The organism is Thermodesulfobium narugense DSM 14796, from assembly GCF_000212395.1.
Classification (GTDB): Bacteria; Thermodesulfobiota; Thermodesulfobiia; order Thermodesulfobiales; family Thermodesulfobiaceae; genus Thermodesulfobium; species Thermodesulfobium narugense.
Window position 1 is genome coordinate 1,801,366 of sequence record NC_015499.1, and the last position, 25,604, is coordinate 1,826,969.

The 25,604-nt window shown below is 35.5% G+C and carries 26 protein-coding genes; 13 read left to right on the plus strand and 13 right to left on the minus strand.

Going from position 1 to position 25,604, the window contains the following annotated elements:
• Positions 1–16: 16 nt before the first annotated feature.
• The 11 genes from THENA_RS08925 to THENA_RS08975 all read right to left on the minus strand — a co-directional run bounded on the left by THENA_RS08925 (position 17) and on the right by THENA_RS08975 (position 9,320).
• The gene (locus THENA_RS08925) at positions 17–1,495 is read right to left on the minus strand and encodes a monovalent cation/H+ antiporter subunit D family protein (protein WP_013757074.1); all 1,479 of its coding nucleotides are present in this window, start codon (positions 1,493–1,495) and stop codon (positions 17–19) included.
• A gap of 3 nt (positions 1,496–1,498) precedes the next feature.
• Positions 1,499–1,801, minus strand: a complete 303-nt coding sequence (gene nuoK, locus THENA_RS08930; protein WP_013757075.1) for an NADH-quinone oxidoreductase subunit NuoK — start codon at positions 1,799–1,801, stop codon at positions 1,499–1,501.
• Entirely contained in the window at positions 1,802–2,317 is a 516-nt protein-coding gene (locus THENA_RS08935) for an NADH-quinone oxidoreductase subunit J family protein (RefSeq protein ID WP_013757076.1), read from the minus strand. It abuts the gene before it with no gap.
• Positions 2,314–3,315 carry an NADH-quinone oxidoreductase subunit NuoH gene (nuoH, locus tag THENA_RS08940; RefSeq protein WP_013757077.1) on the minus strand — a complete coding sequence of 334 codons (1,002 nt, stop codon included), beginning with the start codon at positions 3,313–3,315 and terminating at the stop codon, positions 2,314–2,316. The genes THENA_RS08935 and nuoH overlap by 4 nt, the downstream gene beginning before the upstream one ends.
• A gap of 2 nt (positions 3,316–3,317) precedes the next feature.
• Positions 3,318–3,854: an NADH-quinone oxidoreductase subunit C gene (locus tag THENA_RS08945; protein WP_013757078.1), complete on the minus strand. Its 537-nt coding sequence runs from the start codon at positions 3,852–3,854 to the stop codon at positions 3,318–3,320.
• Positions 3,851–4,243, minus strand: coding sequence for an NADH-quinone oxidoreductase subunit A (locus THENA_RS08950; RefSeq protein WP_013757079.1), 393 nt, complete (start codon positions 4,241–4,243; stop codon positions 3,851–3,853). The genes THENA_RS08945 and THENA_RS08950 overlap by 4 nt, the downstream gene beginning before the upstream one ends.
• Positions 4,240–4,818, minus strand: coding sequence for an NADH-quinone oxidoreductase subunit NuoI (nuoI, locus tag THENA_RS08955; protein ID WP_013757080.1), 579 nt, complete (start codon positions 4,816–4,818; stop codon positions 4,240–4,242). The genes THENA_RS08950 and nuoI overlap by 4 nt, the downstream gene beginning before the upstream one ends.
• Positions 4,815–6,074, minus strand: a complete 1,260-nt coding sequence (locus THENA_RS08960; RefSeq protein ID WP_013757081.1) for an NADH-quinone oxidoreductase subunit D — start codon at positions 6,072–6,074, stop codon at positions 4,815–4,817. The genes nuoI and THENA_RS08960 overlap by 4 nt, the downstream gene beginning before the upstream one ends.
• A complete protein-coding gene (locus tag THENA_RS08965; protein WP_013757082.1) occupies positions 6,056–6,592 on the minus strand; it encodes an NADH-quinone oxidoreductase subunit B in 537 nt (178 codons plus the stop codon). The genes THENA_RS08960 and THENA_RS08965 overlap by 19 nt, the downstream gene beginning before the upstream one ends.
• A gap of 101 nt (positions 6,593–6,693) precedes the next feature.
• Complete coding sequence (locus THENA_RS08970; protein ID WP_013757083.1) at positions 6,694–7,200, minus strand: 4Fe-4S dicluster domain-containing protein; 507 nt, start codon at positions 7,198–7,200, stop codon at positions 6,694–6,696.
• Between the two features lie 35 nt (positions 7,201–7,235).
• Complete coding sequence (locus tag THENA_RS08975; protein WP_013757084.1) at positions 7,236–9,320, minus strand: molybdopterin-containing oxidoreductase family protein; 2,085 nt, start codon at positions 9,318–9,320, stop codon at positions 7,236–7,238.
• A gap of 198 nt (positions 9,321–9,518) precedes the next feature.
• On the opposite strand from THENA_RS08975, the gene queF reads away from it, so the two are divergent.
• The 6 genes from queF (at position 9,519) to THENA_RS09005 (ending at position 16,265) form a co-directional block, all read left to right on the plus strand.
• Positions 9,519–9,902, plus strand: coding sequence for a preQ(1) synthase (queF, locus tag THENA_RS08980; RefSeq protein WP_013757085.1), 384 nt, complete (start codon positions 9,519–9,521; stop codon positions 9,900–9,902).
• A 136-nt stretch (positions 9,903–10,038) separates the two neighbouring features.
• Entirely contained in the window at positions 10,039–12,198 is a 2,160-nt protein-coding gene (locus tag THENA_RS08985) for a methyl-accepting chemotaxis protein (protein WP_013757086.1), read from the plus strand.
• A 147-nt stretch (positions 12,199–12,345) separates the two neighbouring features.
• Entirely contained in the window at positions 12,346–12,906 is a 561-nt protein-coding gene (locus tag THENA_RS08990; RefSeq protein ID WP_013757087.1) for a nitroreductase family protein, read from the plus strand.
• Between the two features lie 16 nt (positions 12,907–12,922).
• Positions 12,923–14,098, plus strand: coding sequence for an FprA family A-type flavoprotein (locus THENA_RS08995; protein ID WP_013757088.1), 1,176 nt, complete (start codon positions 12,923–12,925; stop codon positions 14,096–14,098).
• A gap of 2 nt (positions 14,099–14,100) precedes the next feature.
• Positions 14,101–15,723 (plus strand): citramalate synthase, encoded by a 1,623-nt coding sequence (cimA, locus tag THENA_RS09000; RefSeq protein WP_013757089.1) that lies wholly within the window; start codon positions 14,101–14,103, stop codon positions 15,721–15,723.
• The gene (locus THENA_RS09005; protein WP_013757090.1) at positions 15,720–16,265 is read left to right on the plus strand and encodes a CPBP family intramembrane glutamic endopeptidase; all 546 of its coding nucleotides are present in this window, start codon (positions 15,720–15,722) and stop codon (positions 16,263–16,265) included. Before cimA ends, THENA_RS09005 begins: the two co-directional genes overlap by 4 nt.
• A 195-nt stretch (positions 16,266–16,460) precedes the next feature.
• Here the strand turns inward: THENA_RS09005 and THENA_RS09010 are convergent, their stop codons facing one another.
• Entirely contained in the window at positions 16,461–17,516 is a 1,056-nt protein-coding gene (locus THENA_RS09010) for a hypothetical protein (RefSeq protein ID WP_013757091.1), read from the minus strand.
• An 84-nt stretch (positions 17,517–17,600) separates the two neighbouring features.
• A complete protein-coding gene (locus THENA_RS09015) occupies positions 17,601–18,026 on the minus strand; it encodes a hypothetical protein (RefSeq protein ID WP_013757092.1) in 426 nt (141 codons plus the stop codon).
• Positions 18,027–18,254: 228 nt separating this feature from the next.
• Between THENA_RS09015 and THENA_RS09020 the strand changes: the two genes are divergently transcribed.
• From THENA_RS09020 to THENA_RS09050, 7 genes are read left to right on the plus strand one after another with little or no spacing between them, the layout of a single operon-like run.
• Positions 18,255–18,803 (plus strand): TlpA family protein disulfide reductase, encoded by a 549-nt coding sequence (locus THENA_RS09020; protein WP_013757093.1) that lies wholly within the window; start codon positions 18,255–18,257, stop codon positions 18,801–18,803.
• Positions 18,787–19,641 carry a zinc metalloprotease HtpX gene (locus THENA_RS09025; protein WP_013757094.1) on the plus strand — a complete coding sequence of 285 codons (855 nt, stop codon included), beginning with the start codon at positions 18,787–18,789 and terminating at the stop codon, positions 19,639–19,641. The genes THENA_RS09020 and THENA_RS09025 overlap by 17 nt, the downstream gene beginning before the upstream one ends.
• 43 nt (positions 19,642–19,684) lie before the next feature.
• On the plus strand, positions 19,685–20,254 hold the full coding sequence (gene folE, locus THENA_RS09030) for a GTP cyclohydrolase I FolE (RefSeq protein WP_041438050.1): 570 nt from the start codon (positions 19,685–19,687) through the stop codon (positions 20,252–20,254).
• Positions 20,251–21,090, plus strand: coding sequence for a dihydropteroate synthase (folP, locus tag THENA_RS09035; protein ID WP_013757096.1), 840 nt, complete (start codon positions 20,251–20,253; stop codon positions 21,088–21,090). The genes folE and folP overlap by 4 nt, the downstream gene beginning before the upstream one ends.
• Positions 21,090–21,596 (plus strand): 2-amino-4-hydroxy-6-hydroxymethyldihydropteridine diphosphokinase, encoded by a 507-nt coding sequence (gene folK / locus THENA_RS09745; RefSeq protein ID WP_013757097.1) that lies wholly within the window; start codon positions 21,090–21,092, stop codon positions 21,594–21,596. Before folP ends, folK begins: the two co-directional genes overlap by 1 nt.
• Positions 21,571–22,071, plus strand: a complete 501-nt coding sequence (locus tag THENA_RS09045; protein WP_013757098.1) for a bifunctional nuclease family protein — start codon at positions 21,571–21,573, stop codon at positions 22,069–22,071. Before folK ends, THENA_RS09045 begins: the two co-directional genes overlap by 26 nt.
• Complete coding sequence (locus tag THENA_RS09050) at positions 22,062–25,598, plus strand: translocation/assembly module TamB domain-containing protein (RefSeq protein WP_013757099.1); 3,537 nt, start codon at positions 22,062–22,064, stop codon at positions 25,596–25,598. The genes THENA_RS09045 and THENA_RS09050 overlap by 10 nt, the downstream gene beginning before the upstream one ends.
• Positions 25,599–25,604 lie beyond the last annotated feature (6 nt).

Sequence of the window (25,604 nt, forward strand, 5' to 3'; positions counted from 1 at the left end):
CATAAATTTATCTATCCTAAAACCCAGCAAGAACCATTCTTGCAAGATGTAAAAATATACCCGGAAACCAACCTAACAAGATGCTAATAATAGCCGTTATAAGTAACGGAACAGCCATAAATGGATTTTCTATAATGTTTTTCGTATAGTGATGGGAATGGTTATCAACTTTCTCCTTTTCAAAAAATGCCTTATAAGCAACAGGCAAGAAATAACCAGCATTCAATACCGTGCTAAGGAGAAATACAAACAAAAGAATTGTAGAGTGCATCTCCATAGTTCCGTTTAAAAGGAACCACTTTGAAATAAATCCGCCTGACGAGGGAATTCCTATCATGCTCAAAGACCCTATAAAAAATGCTGTCATTGTTATAGGCATTCTCTTAGCAAGACCACTTAATTGACTGACCTCTGTCTTGTGTGAACAAACAATTATAGAGCCTGCACAGAAAAATAAGGTAATCTTAGCAAACGCGTGGGTAGTAATGTGAAAAATAGCGCCCATAATTGCGCTTGGAGTTAGCATAAAAGCGCCCAAAAGGATGTATGACAACTGACTTATTGTCGAGTATGCAAGCCTTGCTTTCAAATTATCTCTCGTAAGAGCTATGATAGAGGCAACAGTGATAGTAAATGCTGCCATAAAAATTGCCACATCTCTTCCCCACAAAGTAGCCAAAGTCTGAGCACCAAATATAAAAAGTGTAACTCTCAGCACTGTGAAAACGCCCGTCTTTACAACTGCCACAGCATGCAAAAGCGCACTAACAGGAGTTGGAGCTACCATTGCAGCGGGAAGCCACCCGTGAAGCGGCATGATTGCACACTTTGCAAAACCGTATATAAACATTAAGTATAAAATTGAAAGCAAAACTTTTTGGGCAATAGCTGCTTGAGGAAAGATGCCTCCGTAATGAAATTCTAAAGTACCTGCAAGATTGTAAGTTATTACTATTGCAGCCACCAAAAGAAGCTTAGCAGCACCCAAAAGATATATAACATACTTTCTTGAACCCCTTTTTGCTTCATCGTCCGTTCCGTGACCAACTAATGGATATGTTGCAAGGGTAAGCGCCTCATAAAAAAGAAACATAGAAAATAAGTTTGCAGAAAACGCTACGCCCATTGTTGTGGAAAGAGCTACTGCAAAAAACGAAAAATATCTGGTCTGATTAAGTTCTTTGTGACCTCGCATATAACCAATAGAATAAAAAGTTGTCAATATCCACAAGAAGGATGCGCCAACAGCAAATAAAAAGCCTAAGGCGTCAACCCTAAAAGAAAATGAAATTCCAGGCAAAAGCTGAAATAACGTAAAATGATAGTCTTTCCCTTGCAAAACTGATGGCAATAGCGACAAAACAAGCAAAAACATTATTACGCTAGCAAGTACTGACCAAAACTCTCTTAGGTTTCTATTTCTTTCACCACTATAAAAGATTAGTGGAATTGCAAGTAAAGGTGTTAATATTATTATTAGAGGTAAATATTCCATGCTCTAACCTCTCATATCCTTAAATAGATCTATCTTTACAGTCTTCTTAAGTCTATATCCGTTTATTAAGAGAGCAAGACCTGTAGCCATTCCTGCGCCAGCATTAGCAATGATCAAAAGGGCAATAACCTGTCCCATAAAGTCTTGCATGTAGTGGCTCAATGAAATTAGTGTAATGTTTACCGCATTTAACATTAGTTCTACACAAAGTAGCATCATAATAATGCTGCGTCTTGTCATAAAGCCAATCAAACCTATCGCAAAAATTGTGGCTGCAAGTATCAGATACGCATTTAATGGCACCATCTACTCATCACTCCTTTTTCCGGCCAGGACTATAGCAGCAATCATTGGAACGAAAAGCACTACGCCCATAATAATAAGCGGCAAGTTGGCCTCAGAATAAAAAATTTGTCCCAAAAGTTTCGCGTCCGAAACTTTATTTACTAGGTCTATAGAAAATTTTCCTGTAGTATTCAAATAGGAAGTCTGAAGCACAATTGCTAATACGCCTAAGACGCAAAAAACAAGGAATGCTTTTGGGATTGACAAAGAGCTTACATCACTAAGGTGATCTTCGTGCTTTACGTTCAAAAGCATAATTACAAAGATTAACATTACAAGTATTGCTCCAGCGTATACTATCATCTGAATCATAGCAAAGAATTCAGCATTCAAAAAAAGATATATTCCTGAGATATGTACAAATAAAAGAAGTGTCCACAAGACTGCATGTATATAATTTTTTCTGGTAATTACAATCAAAGATATAACTATAGAAGCCAGGGCAAAGTATGAAAAGAACAAAACTGGTACACTCATGGCAAGAACACCTTCTTTATAATCATAATAATAAACAAGTTTGTTAGGCTAAGAGGTAGCAAAAACTTCCAACCAATCTTAAGTAATTGATCGAATCTGTATCTTGGAACAGTACCTCTTACCCATATATAGAAAAACATAAAAAAATAAACTTTAAGTAAAAACCAAACAATGCCCGGCACTAAGTTTAGAAATGGCAAAAGAGAAGTTAAAAATGGCGGAAGTGTCCAACCGCCCAAGAAACAAATAGTAAGCATTGATGACATAACATACATTGCTGAATACTCTGCCAGGAAAAATAAACCCCATCTAAAACCAGAATACTCAGTCAAGTATCCAGCAACCAGCTCTGTTTCTGCTTCAGGTAAATCAAAAGGAGTTCTGTTAGTTTCTGCAAACGCACAAACAAGAAAAACAAAAAAACCAATTATTTGAGGAAATATAAACATTCCCCAGGGCAGTTTTTCTTGAGCGTACACAATATCAGAAAGATTAAGAGAGCCAGACATAATCAAGACTGCAAGAAGTGCAACGCCCATTGGTATTTCGTAACTTATTATCTGTGCACTGGATCTAAGAGAACCTAGAAATGCATACTTTGAGTTGGAAGACCAACCTGCAATAATTATTCCATATATCCCCAAAGATCCCATAGCCAGAACAAGAAGCAAGCCTACGTTTATATTTGCCAATACCCACCCCGCAGCATATGGGATAACTGAAAAGGACGTCATAACGCAGGTTACTACTATTACAGGAGCAATTGTAAACAAAACCTTATCTGCTCCATATGGGATATTATCTTCTTTAAAAAAGAGTTTTATAAGATCTGCAAAAGGCTGAAATAGACCCAAAGGTCCTACTTCCGTGGGTCCAAGTCTTGCCTGAATGTGTCCTAGAATCTTTCTTTCAAAATACACTGCATAAGCAACGTGAAGCAACAAAACTCCTAGAACTATTGCAACCTTAACAATCAGAATAATAAGGTCTAACAGCATATCTAACCTCCTCTCCTGACTTCATATTTAGAGAGGCTTTGAACTTTCTTGAGAAGCTTTTCGTGATCTTCCCAAACTCCTATGCCCTTAAGAGGATAATCTTTCCTTAGCGGATGCCCGACCCAATTGTCTGGCATAAAAACTCTCCTTAGGTTAGGATGGCCTCTAAATTTTATCCCGAACATATCATAACACTCACATTCGTGCCAATTTGCCCCCTTAAAGATACAGGTAAGACTGTTTACTTCCATATCATCTTCTGGAACCTGAATCTTCACTCTGATCCTATGCTTGAACTTAATAGAATAAAGGTTATAAACTACTTCGTACCTAACATCCCTTAATTTATAATAGTCAACCCCGCATAGATCAGCTAGGTGATCAAATTTTAAATTCTCGTGCTCTTTTAGAAAGAGAATAACTTCAGTATTGTCATCCTTTGGAACGCTAATGCTAAGCTGACCAAAATTAATTTCTTCAGATAATATTCTTTCTTTGAATTCATCTTTAACCACTTTCAAGATTTCTTCCACAGTCATTGCCTCTTCCTCCTATGATACATATCAAATGCGCCCTTTTTCCAGTCATAAATATAACCAGCAATAAGTATTGCTATAAATATCAATACGCTAATCATAGCTACAGAAGAAATGTTATCAAAGTTTATCGCCCAAGGATAAAGAAATGCAATTTCAACGTCAAATACTACAAATAGCATAGCAATAACGTAAAACTTTACCGAAAATCTCTCACCTGTTTCGCCTATTGGATCGTTTCCAGACTCGTACGGTATCAAGGATTCAGAGTATCTTCTCTTTAGTCTAAAAAAGCTTCCAAAAACTAAGATTCCAACTGCAAAAAGAAAGGCAGCAATCATCATAAATAAAACTGGCAAGTACCCTATAGGAACATATGATCCCGGCATCATGATGCGATCTCCTCGTTCTTTTTCTTGATTTCGATTGGCTTCTCATTTCTCTTTTGGGGAGTAAGCATCTTTTCAGGCATTCCAGGTGGTCTCCAAAACTTGTTAAAATAAAATTCACCTGGATAATTGGCCAAAAAATCATCCCAGTTAGAAAGAAGCTTATCTTTGTTAAACAAAAGATCTGATCTTTTGTCTCCCAGATATTCATATTCTTCAGTCAAAACAAGTGCATTTACTGGACAAACCTCTACACAATAGCCACAGTAAATACATCTTGTGGCATCTATAGAATATTCCTTTAATACTCTTGCATTATTTTCATCTTTACCCACTTCAACTTTTATACAGTTTGACGGGCAAACAGTTTTACACCTCAAACACATGATGCAGCGTTCTTTAAGTTTATCTGGATCTCTTACAAGAGCCTGTCTGCCCCTAAAACCTGGAAATGGCTGCCTTTTTACATGTGGATAAAGTCTAGTAACAGGTTTTTTCAGCATAGTTCTAAAAGTTACAGAAAGTCCCCTAAACCATTCTACTAAAAGCACATCTCTAATTAATTTTTGTATCTTCATTTATCCGACTCCCCTAAGACAATATCGATAGAACCTATAATTGCAATAATATCTGCTACCATGTGGCCAATTGACAAAACTGGCATTGCAGAAATGTGCACAAAAGAAGGAGTTCTAAGCCTTAATCTATATGGCTTTCCAGAACCATCGCTTACAACATAAATGCCAAGTTCACCCTTTGGCACCTCTACAGCGCTATACAAATCACCAGTATTTATCATCTTTCTCTCTTTTGAAAGCGTTATAAAAGCGCTTGCAACGCTTCCTGCCGCCTCAACCTGTCTAGGAGGCGTTGGGATTACTAGGTCAGGAGTATCATCGCTAACTGTTTCTCCATCAGGGAGCTGATCCAAAAGTTGTTTAATTATCTCATTAGACTGCCTTAACTCTTCCATCCTGCAAAGATATCTATCGTAAACGTCTCCGTTTTTACCTGTCGGAACATAAAATTTTACATATGGATAGGCGTCATAAGGCTGGTCTCTCCTAAGATCATAATCCACTCCTGAGCCTCTAAGACAAGGTCCAGTAAGACCCCAGTTAAGAGCATCTTCAGCCGAAATCTGTGCAATTCCGATGGTTCTCTCCATCCATATAGGATTTTTGGTAAGAAGCGTTTCATATTCTTGTACCTTTGAAGGAAATACTTTTGTAAACTCTCTTAGACTTTGAACGAATTCAGGGCTAATATCACACCTTACCCCACCAATTCTTGCAAAATTTGTAAGTAGTCTTGCACCTACGGTCATTTCAAAGAGATCCAAAAGCCACTCTCTTTCTCTAAAACAATAGGTAAAGATAGTCATTGCTCCTATATCTAGCGCATGAGTAGCAAGCCATAAAAGATGGCTACATATCCTTGACATCTCACAGAAAATAGTTCTTATAAATTTTGCCCTAATGGGCGCTTCAATTCCAAATAGTTTCTCAATAGCAATGGCGTAAGCGGTGTTATTGGCTGGACTTGATATATAGTCTAACCTATCTGTAAGAGGAAGTGCCTGAGCGTAGGTTTTTGATTCCATTAGTTTTTCTATTCCTCTGTGTAAATAACCTATGTGAGGCTCCATGCCAACTATTTCTTCACCGTCAAGTCTAAGCACCAATCTAAGCACACCGTGGGTTGCAGGGTGTTGAGGTCCCATGTTCAGGATCATCTCTTTTGTATCGAGATTCTCCTCAGCTTCAGGAAGTATACACACGTTTTGATCTGTTAAAATTTGTTCTTTAATATCCTTTATCTCCATGCTCCCCATACCATCCTTTCCTTCTTTATTTTTTGCTGGAGATATAAGAGAGCATGTAACAATGCTTCGGGTCTTGGAGGACATCCAGGAAGATACACGTCAACAGGAACAACCTGATCTACTCCTTGTAAAACTGAATAGGTGTTAAAAATTCCGCCGCTATTTGCACAACTGCCCATTGATATAACATATCTTGGCTGCGGCATTTGATCATATACCCTTCTTAAAACAGGAGCCATTTTCAAAGTTACCGTTCCAGCAACAATCATAAGATCCGCCTGTCTGGGTGATGCCCTAAACAGGATGCCAAATCTGTCAAGGTCGTTGTGCGGTGCACCTACAGCCATCATCTCAATAGCGCAACATGCAAGACCAAAGGTCATAGGCCACAACGAAGATACTCTTCCCCAGTTGACGACCCAATTAATCGCCTTGTCAATAGGAGAGACAATGGCGTTCGCTGCTGGAATTGCTTTCACCCCATCAGCAATCTCTATTTCTCTTTCCTTAACCCCGTTTTCGCTCATATCAACCTCCTTGACAGTTACTAAAAATTAACTACGTATAAAATAACATTAAGCAATAAAAACTTTAAAATATTAACATTTATAATACTATCACTTTAGAGTTATTTTTTCAAAGGTGATATATCTTTCGCAAATTTTTCTCTTTTAATTTGTGATGCCTCGCTAGGAGATACGAATTTCAAAGCACCTGTAGTACATCCAGTAACGCATGCAGGCTCTAACCCCTGGTCAATCCTATCCATACAAAAATCGCACTTCATAACTTTGCCCGTCTCTGAATTCCATTGAGGAACTCCCCATGGGCAAGCAGTAATACAGTTTTTACAACCCACACATAGGTCTTGATTAACGTAAACAATGCCATCTTTTGCTCTTTTTGTCATTGCGCCAGTGGGGCATGCATACACACACCATGGTTTTTCACAATGAAAACAGGGCATAAATACAAAGTGCATTCTAGGAACGCCTTTTACTACCTGAGGACCAGTTGGCACTATTCTACAAAGCTTTGCGCCTTCTGGAGCGTTATTCTTGGTCTTGCAGTGAAGCTCACAGGCATAACAACCTATGCATCTCTTCTGATCTTGAAATATATAATACTTTCCCACATTACTCCTCCAAAATTTTTTTATTTATACTTATATTAATTAGCCTTCTTAACTGAAACTGTACACTCCGTATATGGACAGTTCCCACCAATTGCAACTTTTGCAAGCCCCTTTTGAAGTCTTATATCAGATGCACCTTTGCCAAAAGACCTAGTTCTTAGGGGCACGTCATCGCCAAAGCCATGAAGCATAAATACTACATCAGGATGTATATACTTTGTAAGTTTTGCTTTTATATATTGTTTTTCTCCTTCATTTTCTACCTCAAGAAGATCGCCTTCTTTTATCCCAAGTTCTACTGCTTTGTCTTCATGTATATATAAATGATTTTCGCTAACATATTCGTTTAGAAGCCTATTATTTGAAGTAGTTCTACCCTGAGTGTGCAAAGCACACTTACTGGTAACTAGCCTAAACCTTCCTGGTTTTAGTTCTATCGGCTTTTCATATGGGATAAAGGAAGGAACACCAGCATCTTCTAACTTTTTGGAAATAAATTCTATCTTGCCAGATGGAGTCTTAAATTTTAGTCCATCAGTCCTATCCCACATTATAGGCTTATCTACCAATTCAATATAACCTTTTTCGTTAAAGTCTTCTAATTTGTATCCAGTTCCTTCCAATTGCCAGGCAATTAACTCTTCTATACTGTTGTATGGAAAATATTGACCCACACCAAGTCTATTTGCAAGTTCTTTAAATATCCACCACCTTGGTCTGGTATCAAACCTTCTTTGTACTGCTGCTTGTCTAAGAATATAACCGGGCTTTGGGCCATTTCTTGCTATAACGTGATCAGTCCTCTCAAGGTATGTATCTTCTGGAAGAATCACGTCAGAAAACCAACCTGTTTCGCTATAATTTACATCAATAGATACCAACAAATCCAACTTCTTAAAAGCGCTTCTAAAGAAGTCTGGATCGGGCAAAGAAGCAAGCGGATCGTGTCTAAAGACAATATACGCCCTTACAGGGTAGGGATCATCGGTAAGAAGTACGTGAGCTAATTCCTGTGCTAACCCCCATTGACCGCTAAGGTGGGGATATTTTGTTCCACAACCGTCAAACCTTGGATCTTTTGGCTTTGGAACCTGAGCCAAAAGTGACTTAAGAGGCTTTCCGACGGCTGCAGGTCCTTTATTAATTATTAAGCCTCCCTTTGCCTCATATACGCCTAAAAGCGCGTTGAGAGAACAAATGGCTCGCCTTAGATAAAAGTCATTTGAATACCAAGCAGTCATCCAGCCAAGGTGAAATATTACCGATGGTTTGGCATTTCCCACATCATGAGCTAATTTTACAATTTCAGCTGCAGGAATGCCAGTCTCCTTTTCAGCAAATTCAGGAGTATATGGCTTTACAAAGTTTGAAAGTTCCTCAAACCCCACAGTCCATCTCTTAACAAAGTCAGAATCATAAAGAGAGTCCTTTATAATCACGTGAATTAAAGCTAAAGCCAAAGCATAATCAGTACCTGGATTAATCAAAAAGAACCTATCAGCCTTTGCAGCTGTATAGTTCCATCGCACGTCAATCTGTATGAGTTTTCCGCCGTTATCTATCATGTCTATAACATTTTTTGCCTCTCCTGTGACAAGAGATTCAAGCAAATTTCTACCAAAACTGACCAAATATTTACAGTTTTTGTAATCATAAGTCACGCCGTTTCTTGCAAGGCCAGCAACTGACAGATGAGCATTGTGGATAGAATTAGAACAAGCCGCGTGATGATTAAAGTAATTTGGAGAACCAATTGCGGCAATAAACGTCTTCTCAAATTCCGTTATTGCGCCCCCTCTATCAGATAACACGACACTTTTTGCTCCATAAGTATCAATTATCTTTTTTAACTTTTCTGCTACATAATCTAGAGCCTCATCCCAAGAAACGCTTTTCCACTTCCCAGAACCCCTCTCTCCATCACGTATCAAAGGCGTTTGTGGCCTTTCTGTGTCATTTAATAGAGCTTTGCCAGCAGCCCCTCTTGGACATAAATGATACCCGCCCAAAAGATGTGGATTGCCCCAAATGTGTTCCACTTCATTTCCGTTAACATCAACCACAATAGGGCACCTTCCTGTACACATCGCACAAATACTATAAACCCTCTTGCTACCCATAGTCTCCTCCAAATTTATTTGAAATATTATAAATCAATTCTCTTAAAATTGACAGAAAATTTAGACAATATTTTTTTCTTAACTATTATAATTTATAATTATTAATTAATATATTTTTAGTCTAACAAAATATTAGTAAAAATGTTTATAAGAATTGTTTATTATTAAATTTAAAATAGTGATAGAAAAGGGGTATTTATGCCAGAAGCAAGCGGTAAGACTTTTGAATTCAAAGACGAATCTCATATTATGACAGATTTCCTTGAAGGATTTAGTTTCAGGGCTGAAGAATACATAAAGATTGAAACTAAAGAATTTAGCGCAGTTTGTCCCTTTAGTGGTCTGCCAGATATCGGGAGACTAATAATCGAATATTTTCCAGATGGAGGAGTCTGTGTAGAGCTTAAAAGTTTGAAATATTACCTTACATCGTTTAGAAATGTAGGGATTTATCAAGAAGCAGTTACAAAGAGAATATACGAAGACCTAAAAAGGCTTCTAAAAACTGATAGATTGAAAGTAACACTTATATACAATACAAGGGGCGGGATGGACACTTTAACCAGCATGGGAAGCTTATAGAGAAAAATAAACTAAATAAATAATATAATAAATAATTCTAATTCTAAAACAAATTTAAGCTAAAAATTTGAAATATTTAAGTGTTAAAATAAAGTTTAAATTAAAAAATTTATTTTAATTTGGGAGAGAACTAAAAATGAACATTATTCAGAATTGGTCTTTGAGAAAAAAGCTTCTTTCAATTACTTTGCTTAGTTTTTTAATATTCGGGCTCGCACTCATAACTCTTACATCATTTCAGTTTTTTGACAACGGACACAAAAATGCTGAAGAAAAGCTTCGCTATGCAATGGATGCATCAAACGAACTTTTACAAAGCTATATGTCCAGATCAAAGGACATGGCAAAACTACTTTCAGATAAAGAAAGCGTAATAAAGGGAGTAGAGACAAAAAATTTCGATCTACTAAAAACTGTTCTTGTCCCCTATATAAAAGAATATAAAGATTTATATATAGTTGTAACCGATAACAAAGGAGACGTCATTATTAGAGCACACTCTTTAAACACTCCAACAGGCGACTCTATAGCAAATCAATTAAACATCCAAAAAGCACTTAGGGGAGAAAATACTGTTGGTATTGAGGAAGGGAAAGTTGTCAAACTCTCTATCCGTGCAGGATCTCCAGTAAGAGACAACAATGGCAATATTATAGGTGCTGTGAGCGCAGGTTATACAATTTTTGACTCTAACAGACTTGCAAGCGAAATGAAAAAGTTACTAAACATTAATGCTACGTTTACATTTGGCAACGAAGTAGTAACTTCAACGCTTAATAAAGATTTTAAGGGGCAAAAAATACCTCAAAATATCTATGACAAGCTAACCAAGGGCGAAAGCTTTATTCAAAGGTTTAATTTTCTTGGTCAAGATTATTACAATGTAATGGTTCCTCTTAAAAATTCAGATGACAAAGTTGTGGGTTCTTATATTCTTTCATATCCACCATCTCTTATTGACGGCCCTATTTACAACTCACTTATAGTACAAATAATTACAATTATTCTTTGTCTTTTAATAGGCCTTTTAATAATTGGTATAGGAATAGAATTTATTTTGATTAAACCGCTTTCAAGAGCAAAGTCTGATATCGACTGTCTTTCTACAGGAGATCTGTGTTCTGATATAAGCGTCTCATCAAAAGACGAAATCGGTCAAATTGCTCAGGCATCTTTAAAACTTAGGGATAATTTCTCTGAAATTTTACACGATATAAAGAACGTTTTAAACGATTTGTCACATGCTTCAAACAAGTTGTCAAGCCTTTCGTCTGATGCCAAATATGCTTCAAGCGAAAGCGCAAACTATGCAGAAAAAACTGCCCAAAATTCTGAAGAATTGAGTCAAACGTTAGAAAAATTAAATAATCACGTAAATATCTTGCTAAGCGCCATAGAATCAATTGCAAAAGGAGCTGAAGACCAAGCAAATTCAGCCTCAAACGTTGCTGAAAAAATGGGCAAAATTTCAGAAAACGCTCAAATTCTACTCAAGACCACCAAAGGGGTGGGTTCTCTTGCAACAGAAGCTGAAGAAAAGTCAAAAATGGGATCTTTGTTAATTGAGCAAAACGATTCCTCATCCTTACAAATCTTAAACTCTGTTGAAGAACTTTCAAAGACTATCCTGTCTCTCTCAGAGAGATCAAACGATATAGTAAAAATAGTAGATATCATATCACAAATTTCCGAGCAGACAAATCTGTTAGCACTAAATGCAGCAATTGAAGCAGCAAGAGCTGGGGATGCTGGAAGAGGGTTTGCGGTGGTAGCAGATGAAGTAAGAAAGCTAGCAGAAGAATCTCAAAGAGCAGCTAAAAATATTGGAGAATTAATAGAGCAAACCAGAAAAGAAACGGCGTTAGCATCAGAGGCAATGAAAACTACCCTAGAAGAAGTCAAAAAGGGTAGGACTATAACAAAAGATTCAAAAGAGGCATTTGAACAGATAAGCCAAAACATCGAAAGATTGCTTCAAGAGATACAATCGGCTCAAAATAACGTAGCCAAAGTTGAAGAAGATATTAGAAGCATAGAGACCAATATTAGCAACCTTGCAGCCCTTTCAGAAGAATATACAGCTAGTGCTCAAGAAATGAACGCTTCAACAGCAGAGCTAAAAAAGGATATAAATGGCCTCTCAGAAATTGCGAAAGAAGGTTCAGTTGCAGCTAGTGAAGAATCAGCTCTTGCAAAGGAATTAAGTTCTATGATGGAAGATGTGGAAGATATCTCAAAGAAATTAAATGCTCATGTAGAAAAATTAAACGAAAAAACGTCAAAATTTAAAATTTAATTAATTAATTTTTTTAAAACCCTTGTTCAACAACGTTTGACATATAACAAATGTTGAACAAGGGTTTCTTGTATATTTTAACAATTACAAAATTTCGTATAAAATAAGTTATTATTCAAAATATTAAAAATTACTGAGGAGGTTCTGATGAGCATACTTGAAATTATAAAATCAAGGAGATCTGTTAGAAAGTACAAGGATAAAGTGATAGAGCCAGAAAAGATAGATCGTCTGATAGAAGCTGCTATATGGGCTCCAAGCGCCATGAATTCTCAACCTTGGGCTTTTGTAGTAATTCAAGATCGATCAACCTTAAAAGTTTTGTCAGATAATTCAAAGAGATTTCTCGTTGAAAATATGAATAAGTTTAAAGTCCTTGAAAAATACAAATCTATGTTAGAAAAGGATGATTATAATATCTTTTACAATGCACCTGTTCTAATAACTATTTATGCCAAAAGTTATGGCCTGTATCCCAAAGAAGATTGTGCACTTGCAGCACAAAATCTTATGCTTGAAGCTCACGCTATTGGCCTTGGAACGTGTTGGATAGGATTTGCAAGAGAGTATATGGACCTAGAAGAAACAAAAGCAAAGTTTAACGTGCCCTTAGATTATAGTGCTGTAGCGCCCATAATTGTAGGCTATCCTGAAATATTGCCAGCTCAAGGCGCAAGAAACAACCCTGTAATACTTTATAGAAAATAAGAAGAGGAGGAAAAACATGAACTGTAAACTAGCGGATTCACTATACGATGTAGGAGCACTAGACTGGGAAATAAGAGATTTTCACGGAGTATATACACCTCAAGGCAGCAAATATAATTCGTTTCTCCTCTTAGATGAAAAGATTGCTATTATAGACAGCGTAAAAGAGTGCTTCGGTAAAGAAACAATATGCAAAATAAAAGAAATAATAAAGGAAAGAGATGTAGACTATCTTGTATCTTTACATACAGAACCAGACCATGCAGGATCAATTACTGAATATTTCAAAGAGTTCAAAAACATTAAGCTAGTATGTTTGGAGAAGAATTATGAATTTATAAAAAATTTTTTGCCTGACCTTGATGGTTCAAGAGTTTTGGTCTTAAAGTCTGGAGAAAGTTTGTCACTTGGCGAAAAGACTCTCGTCTTAAAATCTCTTCCAATGACTCATTGGCCTGACACCACAAGTGCTTATATCCCAGAAAAGGGCTGGCTTTTCACTTCAGACTTTTTTGGCAGCCTTATTTCTATTTCAAGGCCGTTTTACGATCAGTTGCAATCAGACATATATCCCTTTATAAGAGATTACTTTGCTTTCTTAATGAGACCGTTTGAATCGCTTACAAAAAAAGCTCTAGACTACTATAAGTCCCTTAATCCTACAATGATATTGCCTGCACACGGACCTTTTTATAGAAGACCAGAAGATATAAAATATATTTTTGACGTCACAGAAAAATTAATAAACGACCCGACAGAAAACAAAGTAATAGTTGTTTATACAACCATGTGGCACACAACTGAAAAAATGGCAAAGCTAATTTCTGAAGGGGCAGGGTGTAAAAATGATTGTGAGGTCAAGGTTTTTGACTTAAGAGAAGATCCTGTTTCTGTTATTATGGGAGAAATTATGACCTGTAAAGCCTTCGCTATAGGTTCTCCAACAGTTTATAACGGAGTATTTCCGAACATATTGCCATTGTTAAGATTAATGAGGCTTCTTAGACTAAAGGGCAAAAGGGCAGTTATATTTGGCTCTTTCGGTTGGTCTGGAGGTGCCGTGAAGGAAATAGAAGATGCCATAAAGCCTCTTGGCGTAGAAGTCATAGAAAAAATTGAAACAAGATTTTCTTTAAAACCAGAAGAAATAAAAAAGTGCCTAGAAGTTGGCAAAATGCTTGCTGAGTTATAGCTATGAAAAAAGCACAAAGAAAAATAGAACTATACGATACCACCTTAAGAGATGGTGCCCAGCGGGAAGGAATATCTTTAACCCTAGAAGATAAATTAAAAATAGTTAAGAGATTAGACGATTTTGGCATAGATTATATCGAAGCCGGTTGGCCTGGTTCTAATCCAAAGGATGAGAAATTTTTTGAACAGGCTAAAGACCTAAAACTTAACTTTGCTAAATTAGTTGCTTTTGGTTCCACCAGAAGAGCAAATACACCTGCAGAAAACGATAAAAATGTAATATCTCTTTTGAATGCTAACACAAGCACAATTACAATATTTGGAAAGTCCTGGGACCTTCACGTCAAAGAGGCCTTAAAAACCACACTTGATGAAAACTTAAATATGGTCTCAGATACGATATCATATCTTAATTCAAAAGGTAAATCGGTATTCTTCGATGCAGAGCACTTTTTTGACGGCTTTAAAAATAACAAAGAGTATGCGCTTGCAGTCTTAAAAAGAGCTAAAGACGCAAAGGCAAAAAGAATAGTCCTAGCAGACACAAATGGTGGCACTTTGCCAGACGAAGTTAGAGAAATAATAAGAGAAGTAAAGTCTTATCTTGGCAAAAATGTGGCTCTTGGGATCCATTGTCACAACGACAGCGAACTTGCTGTAGCAAATTCAATTGCAGCTGTTCAGGAGGGAGTCCTACAAGTTCAGGGCACAATAAATGGCTTTGGAGAAAGAGCAGGAAATGCAAATCTTTGTTCTTTAATTCCAATTTTACAACTAAAAATGAATATCCCTCTATTTGACGAGGAAAAACTAAAAGCTCTAACCCCTCTTTCTAGATTTATAGACGAAATAGCCAATATAACGCCAAATGACCATCAACCATTTGTTGGGAAATCTGTGTTCGCTCACAAGGGCGGCATACACGTAAGCGCAGTCCTAGCAAACCCTAAAACTTACGAGCACATAGATCCTGAATTAATTGGAAATAAAAGAAGAGTAGTAATATCTGAGCTCTCAGGCACAAGCAACATTATATTCAAAGCAAAAGAAATGGGAATAGATTTGAGCAAAAACAGGCCTGAAACAAGAAAGATATTGTCAATTATTAAGGAACTTGAAAACCAAGGATATCAATTTGAAGCGGCTGAGGCCTCTTTTGAGATACTTTTGTGGAAAGGCCTTTGTACAAGAGATGAGTTATTCGATCTTATATATTGGAAAACGACTGTAGAATATAACGAAAGGTTAAAGGAAATTTATGCAGAAGCGGTAATAAAGTTGATTGTAGAAGGTAAAATTAGCCACAGCGTCGGAGATGGAAACGGACCAGTTAACGCAATGGACAAAGCCCTTAGATCAGCTTTGTCCAATCACTTTCCATCTCTTGAAAAGATACACTTATCTGACTATAGAGTTCGTGTTCTAGGAGGTAGTTCTGGCACAGGGGCAGGAGTAAGAGTTCTAATAGATCACACAGATTCAGAAGAAACCTGGACAACGCTTGGCGTATCGAGCAATATCATCGAAGCAAGCTACATTGCGCTGGTTGACGGCATAGAATACGGCTTAAGAAAGGAAAGAATAAGAAAGGATCTTAAAGAAATATCGAAAAAGCTCCAATGAAAAATAAATTTTTGTTTTTCTCTACTATTGGAGAACTCTTTCTTCTAGCTGTAAGCGTTTTTATTTTGAAAAGGTTTCAACAGATGCCAGAGTTTAACATTGATTTATTGGGTTTTTGCACTTCTGTACTGGTTGGAATCTTGGTGTTTTTGTTAGGCTTTTATATTTCAAAAATTTTTTTATTTGCAAAAAGGATAGATCAGGCGCTTTATATTAATGTTTTTAAACAGGCTAATATTTTAGAAATGCTATATATATCAATTCTTAGCGCCTTTTCTGAAGAGATGTTTTTTAGAGGTCTAATGCAGGAGTTTCTTGGAATATATTTAGCATCTATATTCTTCGGTATACTACATACTCCTGAAATAAGCATAAAAGGCTTGTTTTATGCAATTTATATCTCTTTTATCGGATTCATTTTGGGAGCGCTTTATATTCAACAAGGAACCATTCTAGCTCCAATGATTGCTCACTTCATAATAAATTTTTTGGGAATCATCTCTTTAACGTTTTATAACAATTTTTTACAAATGAAAGACTGATTTTTACTTTCATTATTATAAATTTTTAGAGGGATTAAAGTAGCTTAATTAATATTATATAAATAAAACTTATAGAAATTTTATAAGAATTTATTCAAAATTCAAAATTTTTTGATATAATACTTTCTGGGTTCCCCCCACAGCACGGCCATGAAGGTAGGACTTACTTCATGGCCTCTTTTATTATGAAAAGTTTTATAAAATCCTTAATAATCCTAAAACTATTTCCACTAATATTAAGATTACAATTGTGATTTCTAAAAAGTTTGCAATCTTTTGGAAAAAGTCTTCACGTAAGAGCTGATATATATCAGAAAGAGTCTTGAGATTTCTTTCTAAAGAATTTTCCCATTCTGACACGTGAAGCTTTAAGCCTAGAGATTTATAAATCCTTGCAAGATACAAATCTCCCATTAATTTTAGAGCATTATCAAGTCTTTCTCTATTAAGTGAAACGTTTAAGAAGAAAAGGCTTATCTCCTTTATTGGTGGGAGAAAAATTGATCTCTTTTCGATTATTGACTCAAAATAGTCCAAACTTTTGTCAAGTATTCTATCTAGTGCTCTAATTTGAGCTAATTCAACCTGACTGAACTCAATAATTTCTAAAATATCTTCATAGTCAGCATCAATAACAAAAGAAGCATTGTAATCTATGACAACCATATCAAATTCATAGTAACTAAGAGCTATCTGAGTAGCCTCATCTATTTCCATCTGAGAAAGATTTTCCTTTTCCATTCTGAGTATATGAGCTATAGTTTCTTTATTGTTTCTAAGAAATTCAGAAGGCTTAGAATCAATTTCATCAGTTTGAAATACTATGTAGTCCTCAAAAATTATTTCATCAAATGGCTTCTTTAGAGTTTTGGTTAAATAATTTTTAAGTTCAGATACATAACTTAAAACTTTTTCTTCAAGGTTGCTGTCAAAAAGATCTGAAGAAATATACTTTAAGTTTACAAATTCAGTCTTCCCGTTCCACAAAAGCGAAATTGAAACTGCTCCAAAATCAAAAATCTTGAGGTTTATATTTGATGGATAAAAATCATCAATGATATCAAAGTCAAATGGAATATCTAAATTGACAGTAATAGGAGGAGTTTCATATTGAAGCCTTTTGGGAGTAGATTTCGATCTCCTAAAATTGACCCTTTTTGAGGCATTAAGAAGATTTTGCGCAAGCGCAAGATCTATTTCTTCAGCTATATAAAAAGAATAAATTGAAAATATTTTTCCCCTGAATTCCATGATCTGATTTTACTACCAAAATCAAATAAAACAAACATAAAAATAAAATTCAAATAAGTCCAAAAACGAAGAAAAAATATATTGTTAAAATCTTTTATTAACAACTTCAAAATTCTTTACATCAATTTCGTTATAAAAAGTATATTTCCCAACTTGCCTGATATCATAGTATCTTCCACTTAGTTTCAAAACATCATTATTCTTTATTGGAAGCCATCCAAAAGAAAAGCAATTATAAACATTAGCATTTTCAGTTTTTATCTTAAATGTTGTATACTCATTTCCTTTTTTGGATGTTTTAAACTTTACATTATATATTGTTCCTTTAACCTCAATATCTTTAAATTCCTTAGGTTGTTTGGTGTTTTCATAGTTATTTTTAGCATAGTTATTGCTCTCTTGATAAAAATTGTTTCTGTTTCCACTAAAGTTTCTGTAAAGAAATAGACCTGCTATAAGGAACAAAACAATCAGTATCAAAAAAATTCTTTTATTCTTTAAGAAAGACATTTAATCTTCCCCCAAACGTTTTTGTTTTCTAAAATATAATTTCAATCATTCTAATACTAAAACAAAAAAAATACATCGTTTAATTTAGTAATTTAGCTAGAACACAGATAATGGCAGTAGTTTTCTGGATTTTTTAAAATTACAGACAACAATTTAATTCAATTTTAATTTGAAAAAAGTATATTTTTTTGTTAAAATATAATAACTGAAAAGTAGGAGATATTTGCTTTGAAATACATCCTTTTTACCTTGTTGTTAATTGGAATTTTAGCTTTATCTGGATGCGGCCAAAGGGTTGAACAAAAAGAAACTACCAGAAATGAAAGCGAAAACCAACTAATTGGAAAATTAGCTCCAAACTTCAAACTAAAGGACATGGCTGGTTTTGAAGTAAATTTATCGCAGTATAGAGGAAAACCAATTTTGTTGGTCTTTTGGGCAACATGGTGTCCACATTGTAGAGTAGAAATGCCTCAAATTAACAACCTATATAAATCATTTAAAGAAAAAGTATTGGTTTTTGGGATAAACGAAGAAGATGAAGAAAGCAGGATTTTGAAGTTTATGAGCGATTATCCTTTATCGTTTCCTATACTTCCTGACAAAAACGGTGAAGTAGCAAGGTTATATAAAGTTAATTCAATTCCTGCAGTATTTTTTGTTGACCCATCCGGAGTTATAAGGGACGTCGACGTAGGCGAAACAAGCGTAACTACTATTGAAAATTGGTTAAAACCATATGTAGAGGAGGTAAAATCAAATGGGAGATCAAATTAAAACCTTCTTACTTCTTGGACTGTTAAGCGTTATTTTAATTAGCATGGGTGGTTTAATAGGCGGAAAAAGTGGCCTTTTGATAGCCTTTTTAATTGCATTAAGTATGAACTTTATTTCTTACTGGTTTTCTGACAAAATTGTTCTAAAAATGACAGGCGCTAGAGAAGTATCAAGAGATGAGGCACCAATACTTCACGACATCGTTGAAGAGCTTTCATACAGGGCAAATATCCCAAAACCAAAAATATACATTACCGATGACCCCTCACCTAATGCCTTTGCAACAGGTAGGGATCCTGAGCACTCAGCAGTAGCAGTAACAAGTGGTATACTAAGAATCCTTAATGCAAGGGAACTAAAGGGAGTTTTAGGACATGAAATTGGACACATAAAGCACAGAGATATTTTAATATCCAGCCTTGCAGCTGTGTTGGCTTCTACAATAACCTTTGTAGCAGACATGGCAAGATGGGCAATGTTTTTTGGCGTTGATAGAGAAAGAGATGACAATAATAATCCTATAGCCCTTGTTGGAAGTATATTAATGCTAATACTTGCTCCAATAGCAGCTATGCTCATTCAATTTGCCATTTCAAGATCTAGAGAATTTCTTGCTGACGAAGAAGGGGCAAAACTCTCACGCGATCCTGATGCTTTAGCCGATGCATTAGAGAAATTACACAGAGGAGTAGAGTTAGTCCCGTCAGATACCTCCCCTGCACTCTCTCACATGTATATAGTAAATCCTTTAAAAGGCGACTTTATTTCCAACCTATTCAGCACTCACCCACCTTTTGAAGAGAGAATAAAGAGGTTAAGAAATATGAGAATTTACTAGATTTCTTTAGCACTTAAAATTAATATTTCATTTAAGGAGAATAATTTTGGATCAAGAAAAAATAAAAAGAGCAATTTACGATATATTGGTAGCAATTGGGGAAGACCCAAATAGAGAAGGCCTTAAGGACACACCTGAGAGGATAGCAAGGATGTATGAAGAAATATTTTCAGGCATAAACGAAGACCCCCTCTCAGTGCTCAACGTAGAATATCACGAAAATACCGACGAAATGGTACTTATAAAAGATATACCGTTTTATTCCATCTGTGAGCACCATCTCATTCCTTTTATAGGGAGAGCACACGTTGCCTATCTTCCAAAAGATGGCAGGGTTGTTGGACTCTCTAAGATCGCAAGGGTTGTAGACATACTATCAAAAAAACCTCAACTTCAAGAAAGATTAACATCAGAAATTGCCAGAACAATAATGAAAGGGCTAAACCCTTTGGGAGTGGCAGTTGTAGTAGAAGCCGAGCATCTTTGCATGAGCATGAGAGGGATAAAAAAACCGGGGCACACTACTGTTACCTCTGCTTTAAGGGGAGCCTTCAAGGCTTCTTCTTCTACAAGATCTGAAGTTCTTAGTTTGATCTTCGGAAGGCTTATATGATATTTAAAGCACGTAACAGAAGTTTTGATTTGAAAAAAACTATTATCTTTGGAATTTTAAACGTAACGCCCGATTCATTTTATGACGGCGGCAGGTGGTGTGAACCCGATATAGCAATAAAGAGAGCCTTCAAAATGATTGAAGAAGGCGCAGATATAATTGACTTAGGCGGGGAATCTACAAAACCTTTTGTTGATCCTACCCCGCTAGATGTAGAAATAGAAAGAATTCTGCCAGTTTTAAAGGAATTGGTCAAAAATGATATAAGCGTTTCAGTTGACACCTACAAGCCAGAGGTGGCAAAAATTGCTCTGGAAGAAGGCGCTATCATAATTAACGATATCTTTGGCCTTAGATCTGAGGGCATGTTAGAAACAATTTCTTCATTTAATCCTAAGCCTGGCATAATTATAATGCACATGAAAAAGAATCCTAAAGAAATGCAGATTAATCCTGAGTATGACAACATCTTTAACGAAATCTCAGAATTTCTGCACGCTCAAGCTAAAAAGGCCATCAGTGCTGGTTTTACAAAAGAAAATATACTCTTAGATGTTGGACTTGGCTTTGGGAAGAGTTTTAAGGATAATTTGAAACTGTGCTCAAATTATGAAAGGTTTTTAAAAGACAATTTCCTTCACCTCATAGGCCCTTCTAGAAAAAGTTTTACTGGACTTGTTTCAAAGGGCGTTCCTACTGAGGATAGATTGCCAGCAACTATTAGCGTATCCAGCATATGTGTTTACAAGGGAATACATGCACTTCGAGTCCACGATGTAAAAGAAATAAGACTTGCTTGTGATATGGCAGAAGAAATGAGAAAATTAAATATTTAATGCCATTTGCATATTTGTCTCTTGGATCAAACATTGGATATAGGAAAAAATATTTAAAAAAAGCAATAAAGTTTTTAAGAAAAAACTGCTGTGAATTGCTAGCTGTTTCGAATATATACACTACAGAACCTCTTGAGGTTACCAATCAACCATATTTTGCAAACTGTTTGATAAAAGTCAAAACAAAGCTTTCACCCATCTCTCTCCTTCATTTGTGCAAACACATAGAAAAGGAAATAGGGAGGTTTAAAACATTTAGATATGGGCCAAGAGTTATTGACATTGATATATTAAGTTATAATTATTGTATAGGAAGTAATGATATGATAGAAATATTAAACCATTCTTATAATGTAGCAAATAAAGAATTGACCATCCCACACCCAAAAAGTGTGGAAAGGGATTTCATTAGAGTCTTATTTGATGAAGTTCTCGGAAATTCTTATAAGAAATTACAAGGAGTGAACAGAGGGGATAAAATTGGCCACAGAGCTAGTAGAAGTTAAGGTTTTAGGCGTAACGATCGACCCGACCAACAACCAAACTGTTGTAATACTAAAAGAAATTGACTCAGATAGAGTTTTGCCAATATGGGTAGGCCCGTTTGAGGCCGGGGCAATCGCTATGGCTATAGAAAAGATAAAACCCCCAAGACCCATAGCATACGACCTTATAAGTGATATTATGCAAGTATTTGATCTAAATGTAGTAAAAGTAATTATAGAATCTTTAAAAGACGGCGTCTTTTATGCTCAAATAGTAATTTCTCAAAATGATAGGGAAGAATATTTAGATTGTAGACCATCTGACTCTATTGCAATTGCAGTGAGACTTCTTGCTCCAATATACGTCAAAAGAGATCTTTTTGAGTCTTCATCGGTAAGCTTTATAAAAAAGGAAATAGATGATGAGGAGGAGGAAACAAAAAAGTTTAAAGACTTCATAAAAAATCTAAAACCTTCCGATTTCAAATGGCATTAAAATGTCTTAAATATGCCAGTACGTGTAGCTTTATATTATGTATATTTTGTTTAATCCTCTTCCTAAATATCGATAATGTAAAAAAAACCTTTATATATCCTATAATAAGTTCAAATTTACCAGAAGGAACAAGTTTTGAATCAGCTGACATTAGCCTTAACAAGATCATAATTCATAACGCAAGCATCAATAATGACTTTAAAGCAAAAAAGGTTTATGTAAGCTTTTCTATTTCTCTAATACCTTTTAAAATAACACCAACTGAAATTAAGCTTTACGACGCTTCGCTAAATTTGATATTCACCAAAAATAAGGGTTTTTCTTTGCCTGAAGATGTTTTAAAAGCGTTTACCCCAAAAGAAGGCGTCCCACCTGCCAATTTTATACTGGATGCCTATAACTCTACTCTAATTATAAAAAATAGCATGATAACTCTTCCTGTAAATGCCTTCGGTTTTGTCGAAAACAATTCGTTAAACCTTAAAGCAGTTTCAAATTCAAATTACGGAGATATAAATTGCACAGTAAAAATTGAGCCAGATAAAAAAGAGTTTTTATTTTATGCCCACAACGTAGAAGCCAAAGAACTACTACAATTTATTAACCTTGACAAAAGAATAGCACTAAAGTCAGGCAAAATTTCAGCAAATGGCAGTTTTATATTAGAAAAAGAAAAGCCCTTAACTAACATTTATATCACATCAAATAATATATCAACAGAAGTAGACAACCAAGCCCTTGCCGGTCCTCTTGAGCTATATATTAATTACCCATCTTTGAATTTAAACTATTTTTCAAGGAAGTCTAATTTTGGACCAATAAAAGTGAGCCTATCATATAATTTGGAGTCTGATGGAAAAGCTCAAATATTTTTGCCGCAATACCCTTTGAAAGACCTTAACTGCACTGTAAGCGCTTATTTATATACAGATAGCATTAACTCTCCTTATTTTTATGGCAGGTTTAATGCCACAAACATGTCTTTTAACGATATTGAGTTAAAAAATGTAAGCGGTAAAATTAATACAGACGGATATTCTTCACATGGAACTTTAGAAGCTTCACTCTTTGGCTATCCAATATCTGGAGGATATGCTATAAGCGCTGACAAATTTGCATTTGTGGGAAATTATAGAAACGTTAACTTTACCCTTCACAAAATAAATAACCTGGCTCAAATTCAGGGCAATTTTTTGTTTAATTATAGGCAGATCTCCTTTAATTCGATCATTAACTTATCAAGTAACCCTATAGACTTCTCAGGAACATTAGGTTCAGGAAATTTTTCAGGAAGCATCGTAAAAAACACACTTTTATCAAAGGTTGAATTAAATCTTAAAGATTTTTTGGACGTAGAAAGCGGCAACGCAAAACTCAATATAAATTATTCTTCAAACACTGGTCTAAATACAAAGGTCAACTTTGCAATGCTAACGAGGTATGGAGCTTCCTTAAAGGGGATAGGATCTATTTGTGCCAAAAACTCTAGCAACATAGAATTCGATTTTTCTTTATTTTCAGGTACAAATGAAGCATACATCAAAGGCAACCAAAACAAATTTGTTGCAAGCGGAAAAGATATTTCCATTGACGCATTATATCAACTCTCTCCCTTTACCTTTGAGGAAGGGAAGTTGATTAAAAAACCAAATTTAAAATTTTTATACGACATCGGAATTATAAGAGGCTTTCCAACACCCCCATCAAACAAAATTCTATATCAGGTATATTCAGTAGATTTAAACAAAGGCACTACGATACTCTCGCCCGAGTCATATCTTTCATTTTATCAAAGCGTTATAAAAAGCATAAAACCCTATCAACCGCCAACTTATCTTGAAGGCACTACATCATTTGAGATAACTTATGACAATGGTAGTTGGAAGGGAGAAACAAGTATAAAAAATTTTTACTCAAATTTTTATTCATTTTCCAGCGCAAATGTTAAATTTCATGGCAATAACAATGAATTCTTTATTGACGATGCAAGTATTTACAAGGATTCAGGAAGATTAAATTTTTCAGGTTTTATAGCCCCTGTCTTAAATATCAGTGGAAAAACGAAAAATTATCCGGTAGACTTTGAAGGTTTTAGTTTACTAGCTGACTCTACATTTAGCTTTTATCATTCAGAATCCTCTACCAGAGGCACAATAAATCTTACTTCTGACAACATTTCTTACAACGGAAAGAGCGGCGGTAAATTGTCTATGGACGTATCCTTAGATTATCCATTTCTAAAAGTAAACGAACTCTCATTAGAACATGATGGGCATACAGCAATCCTTAAGGGCACTCTTCCAATGAACAAAGAAGCGCTCAAAAGCAGTGAAGCCACTGACTTAAAGCTTTCAATATCAAACTCAAGCATTGCACTACTTTCCTTTTTGTTACCAAAAAATATGTCTATAAAATCAAGTGAAGGAGATATAAATCTTCAAGTCTCTGGTAGCTTTGATTCACCAACCCTTAGTGGAAGCGCCAACATACCTAATATGACAATACTTCTAGACAATCAAGAGATCAAGCTAAAAGATTTCAGCGCAAAGCTTGCGGGCAACGAAATAAATCTGGCAGGGTATCTTATTGAAAACGGTGGTATTGCAAGCTTAGATGGACATATAAACAGCAGAACAAAGGATCTTGATATAAATATTTTAGGAAAAAACTTTCCTGCAAATCTTGGAAAAGCTTATAATGGATTGGCAGACTTTTACTTAAATTTAGGTGGAAATGTATTTGACCCAATCTTAAAGGGCAACATTAATTTAACAAAAGGGCATATAGGCTTTTCAAATAGCAGTGCTTCTGTCTTGCCAAATATTAAATTAGATCTTAGTGTAAACATTGGAAAAAATGTTGATTTTCAAAACGATTTTTATACTTTGTATCCTTCTGGAAATGTCAAAGTAGCAGGCACATTAAACAATCCAATTATATTTGCAGACCTGAATATTAATTCGGGTAGAATTTCTGTTTTCGATCAACCATTTCAGGTTACAAGAGGACACATTAAGTATACTCCACTTAGTCATACTGTAAATATTTTAGCCCAAAGCAGCATATCAGAATACAAAGTATACCTTACAGTAAGCGGACAACTAGAGAGTCCAAAGCTTTCCTTCTCGTCAGTGCCAGAACTAAGCGAATCTCAGATAATAGCCCTAATTGGCACTGGCAAAAATCCTGTTACTTATGCTTCAACAGTAGCGGCAATGTCACCTATAACTGCCGTATCACAGGCACAGGGAATATTGTTTGAACCGATAAAGCAGGCATTAGGATTGTCTCGACTATCCTTTGGAATGTCTGTAGACGGCAAACCAGAAATCACAATTTCAAAATCCTGGAATGAAAAAATTTCAACTTCTGTCACCTATACGCTTGGAGTAAAACCTCAAGCCACCTATCAAGCTGATATGCAACTTTCAAAGGTTACTTCTTTTGTTATTAGAAACTCAATAACAGACAACACATCGTTCGATAGAGGTACATTTGTCGGTTTGTATTACAGATTGAGATTTTAAAAATTT

Bases quoted from the DNA above. Each gene is read 5' to 3' on its own strand.
- THENA_RS08925 (WP_013757074.1), bottom strand. From the start codon at position 1,495: ATGGAATATTTACCTCTAATAATAATATTAACACCTTTACTTGCAATT.
- nuoK (WP_013757075.1), bottom strand. From the start codon at position 1,801: ATGGTGCCATTAAATGCGTATCTGATACTTGCAGCCACAATTTTTGCG.
- THENA_RS08935 (WP_013757076.1), bottom strand. From the start codon at position 2,317: ATGAGTGTACCAGTTTTGTTCTTTTCATACTTTGCCCTGGCTTCTATA.
- nuoH (WP_013757077.1), bottom strand. From the start codon at position 3,315: ATGCTGTTAGACCTTATTATTCTGATTGTTAAGGTTGCAATAGTTCTA.
- THENA_RS08945 (WP_013757078.1), bottom strand. From the start codon at position 3,854: ATGACTGTGGAAGAAATCTTGAAAGTGGTTAAAGATGAATTCAAAGAA.
- THENA_RS08950 (WP_013757079.1), bottom strand. From the start codon at position 4,243: ATGATGCCGGGATCATATGTTCCTATAGGGTACTTGCCAGTTTTATTT.
- nuoI (WP_013757080.1), bottom strand. From the start codon at position 4,818: ATGAAGATACAAAAATTAATTAGAGATGTGCTTTTAGTAGAATGGTTT.
- THENA_RS08960 (WP_013757081.1), bottom strand. From the start codon at position 6,074: ATGGGGAGCATGGAGATAAAGGATATTAAAGAACAAATTTTAACAGAT.
- THENA_RS08965 (WP_013757082.1), bottom strand. From the start codon at position 6,592: ATGAGCGAAAACGGGGTTAAGGAAAGAGAAATAGAGATTGCTGATGGG.
- THENA_RS08975 (WP_013757084.1), bottom strand. From the start codon at position 9,320: ATGGGTAGCAAGAGGGTTTATAGTATTTGTGCGATGTGTACAGGAAGG.
- queF (WP_013757085.1), top strand. From the start codon at position 9,519: ATGCCAGAAGCAAGCGGTAAGACTTTTGAATTCAAAGACGAATCTCAT.
- THENA_RS08985 (WP_013757086.1), top strand. From the start codon at position 10,039: ATGAACATTATTCAGAATTGGTCTTTGAGAAAAAAGCTTCTTTCAATT.
- THENA_RS08990 (WP_013757087.1), top strand. From the start codon at position 12,346: ATGAGCATACTTGAAATTATAAAATCAAGGAGATCTGTTAGAAAGTAC.
- THENA_RS08995 (WP_013757088.1), top strand. From the start codon at position 12,923: ATGAACTGTAAACTAGCGGATTCACTATACGATGTAGGAGCACTAGAC.
- cimA (WP_013757089.1), top strand. From the start codon at position 14,101: ATGAAAAAAGCACAAAGAAAAATAGAACTATACGATACCACCTTAAGA.
- THENA_RS09005 (WP_013757090.1), top strand. From the start codon at position 15,720: ATGAAAAATAAATTTTTGTTTTTCTCTACTATTGGAGAACTCTTTCTT.
- THENA_RS09010 (WP_013757091.1), bottom strand. From the start codon at position 17,516: ATGGAATTCAGGGGAAAAATATTTTCAATTTATTCTTTTTATATAGCT.
- THENA_RS09015 (WP_013757092.1), bottom strand. From the start codon at position 18,026: ATGTCTTTCTTAAAGAATAAAAGAATTTTTTTGATACTGATTGTTTTG.
- THENA_RS09025 (WP_013757094.1), top strand. From the start codon at position 18,787: ATGGGAGATCAAATTAAAACCTTCTTACTTCTTGGACTGTTAAGCGTT.
- folP (WP_013757096.1), top strand. From the start codon at position 20,251: ATGATATTTAAAGCACGTAACAGAAGTTTTGATTTGAAAAAAACTATT.
- folK (WP_013757097.1), top strand. From the start codon at position 21,090: ATGCCATTTGCATATTTGTCTCTTGGATCAAACATTGGATATAGGAAA.
- THENA_RS09050 (WP_013757099.1), top strand. From the start codon at position 22,062: ATGGCATTAAAATGTCTTAAATATGCCAGTACGTGTAGCTTTATATTA.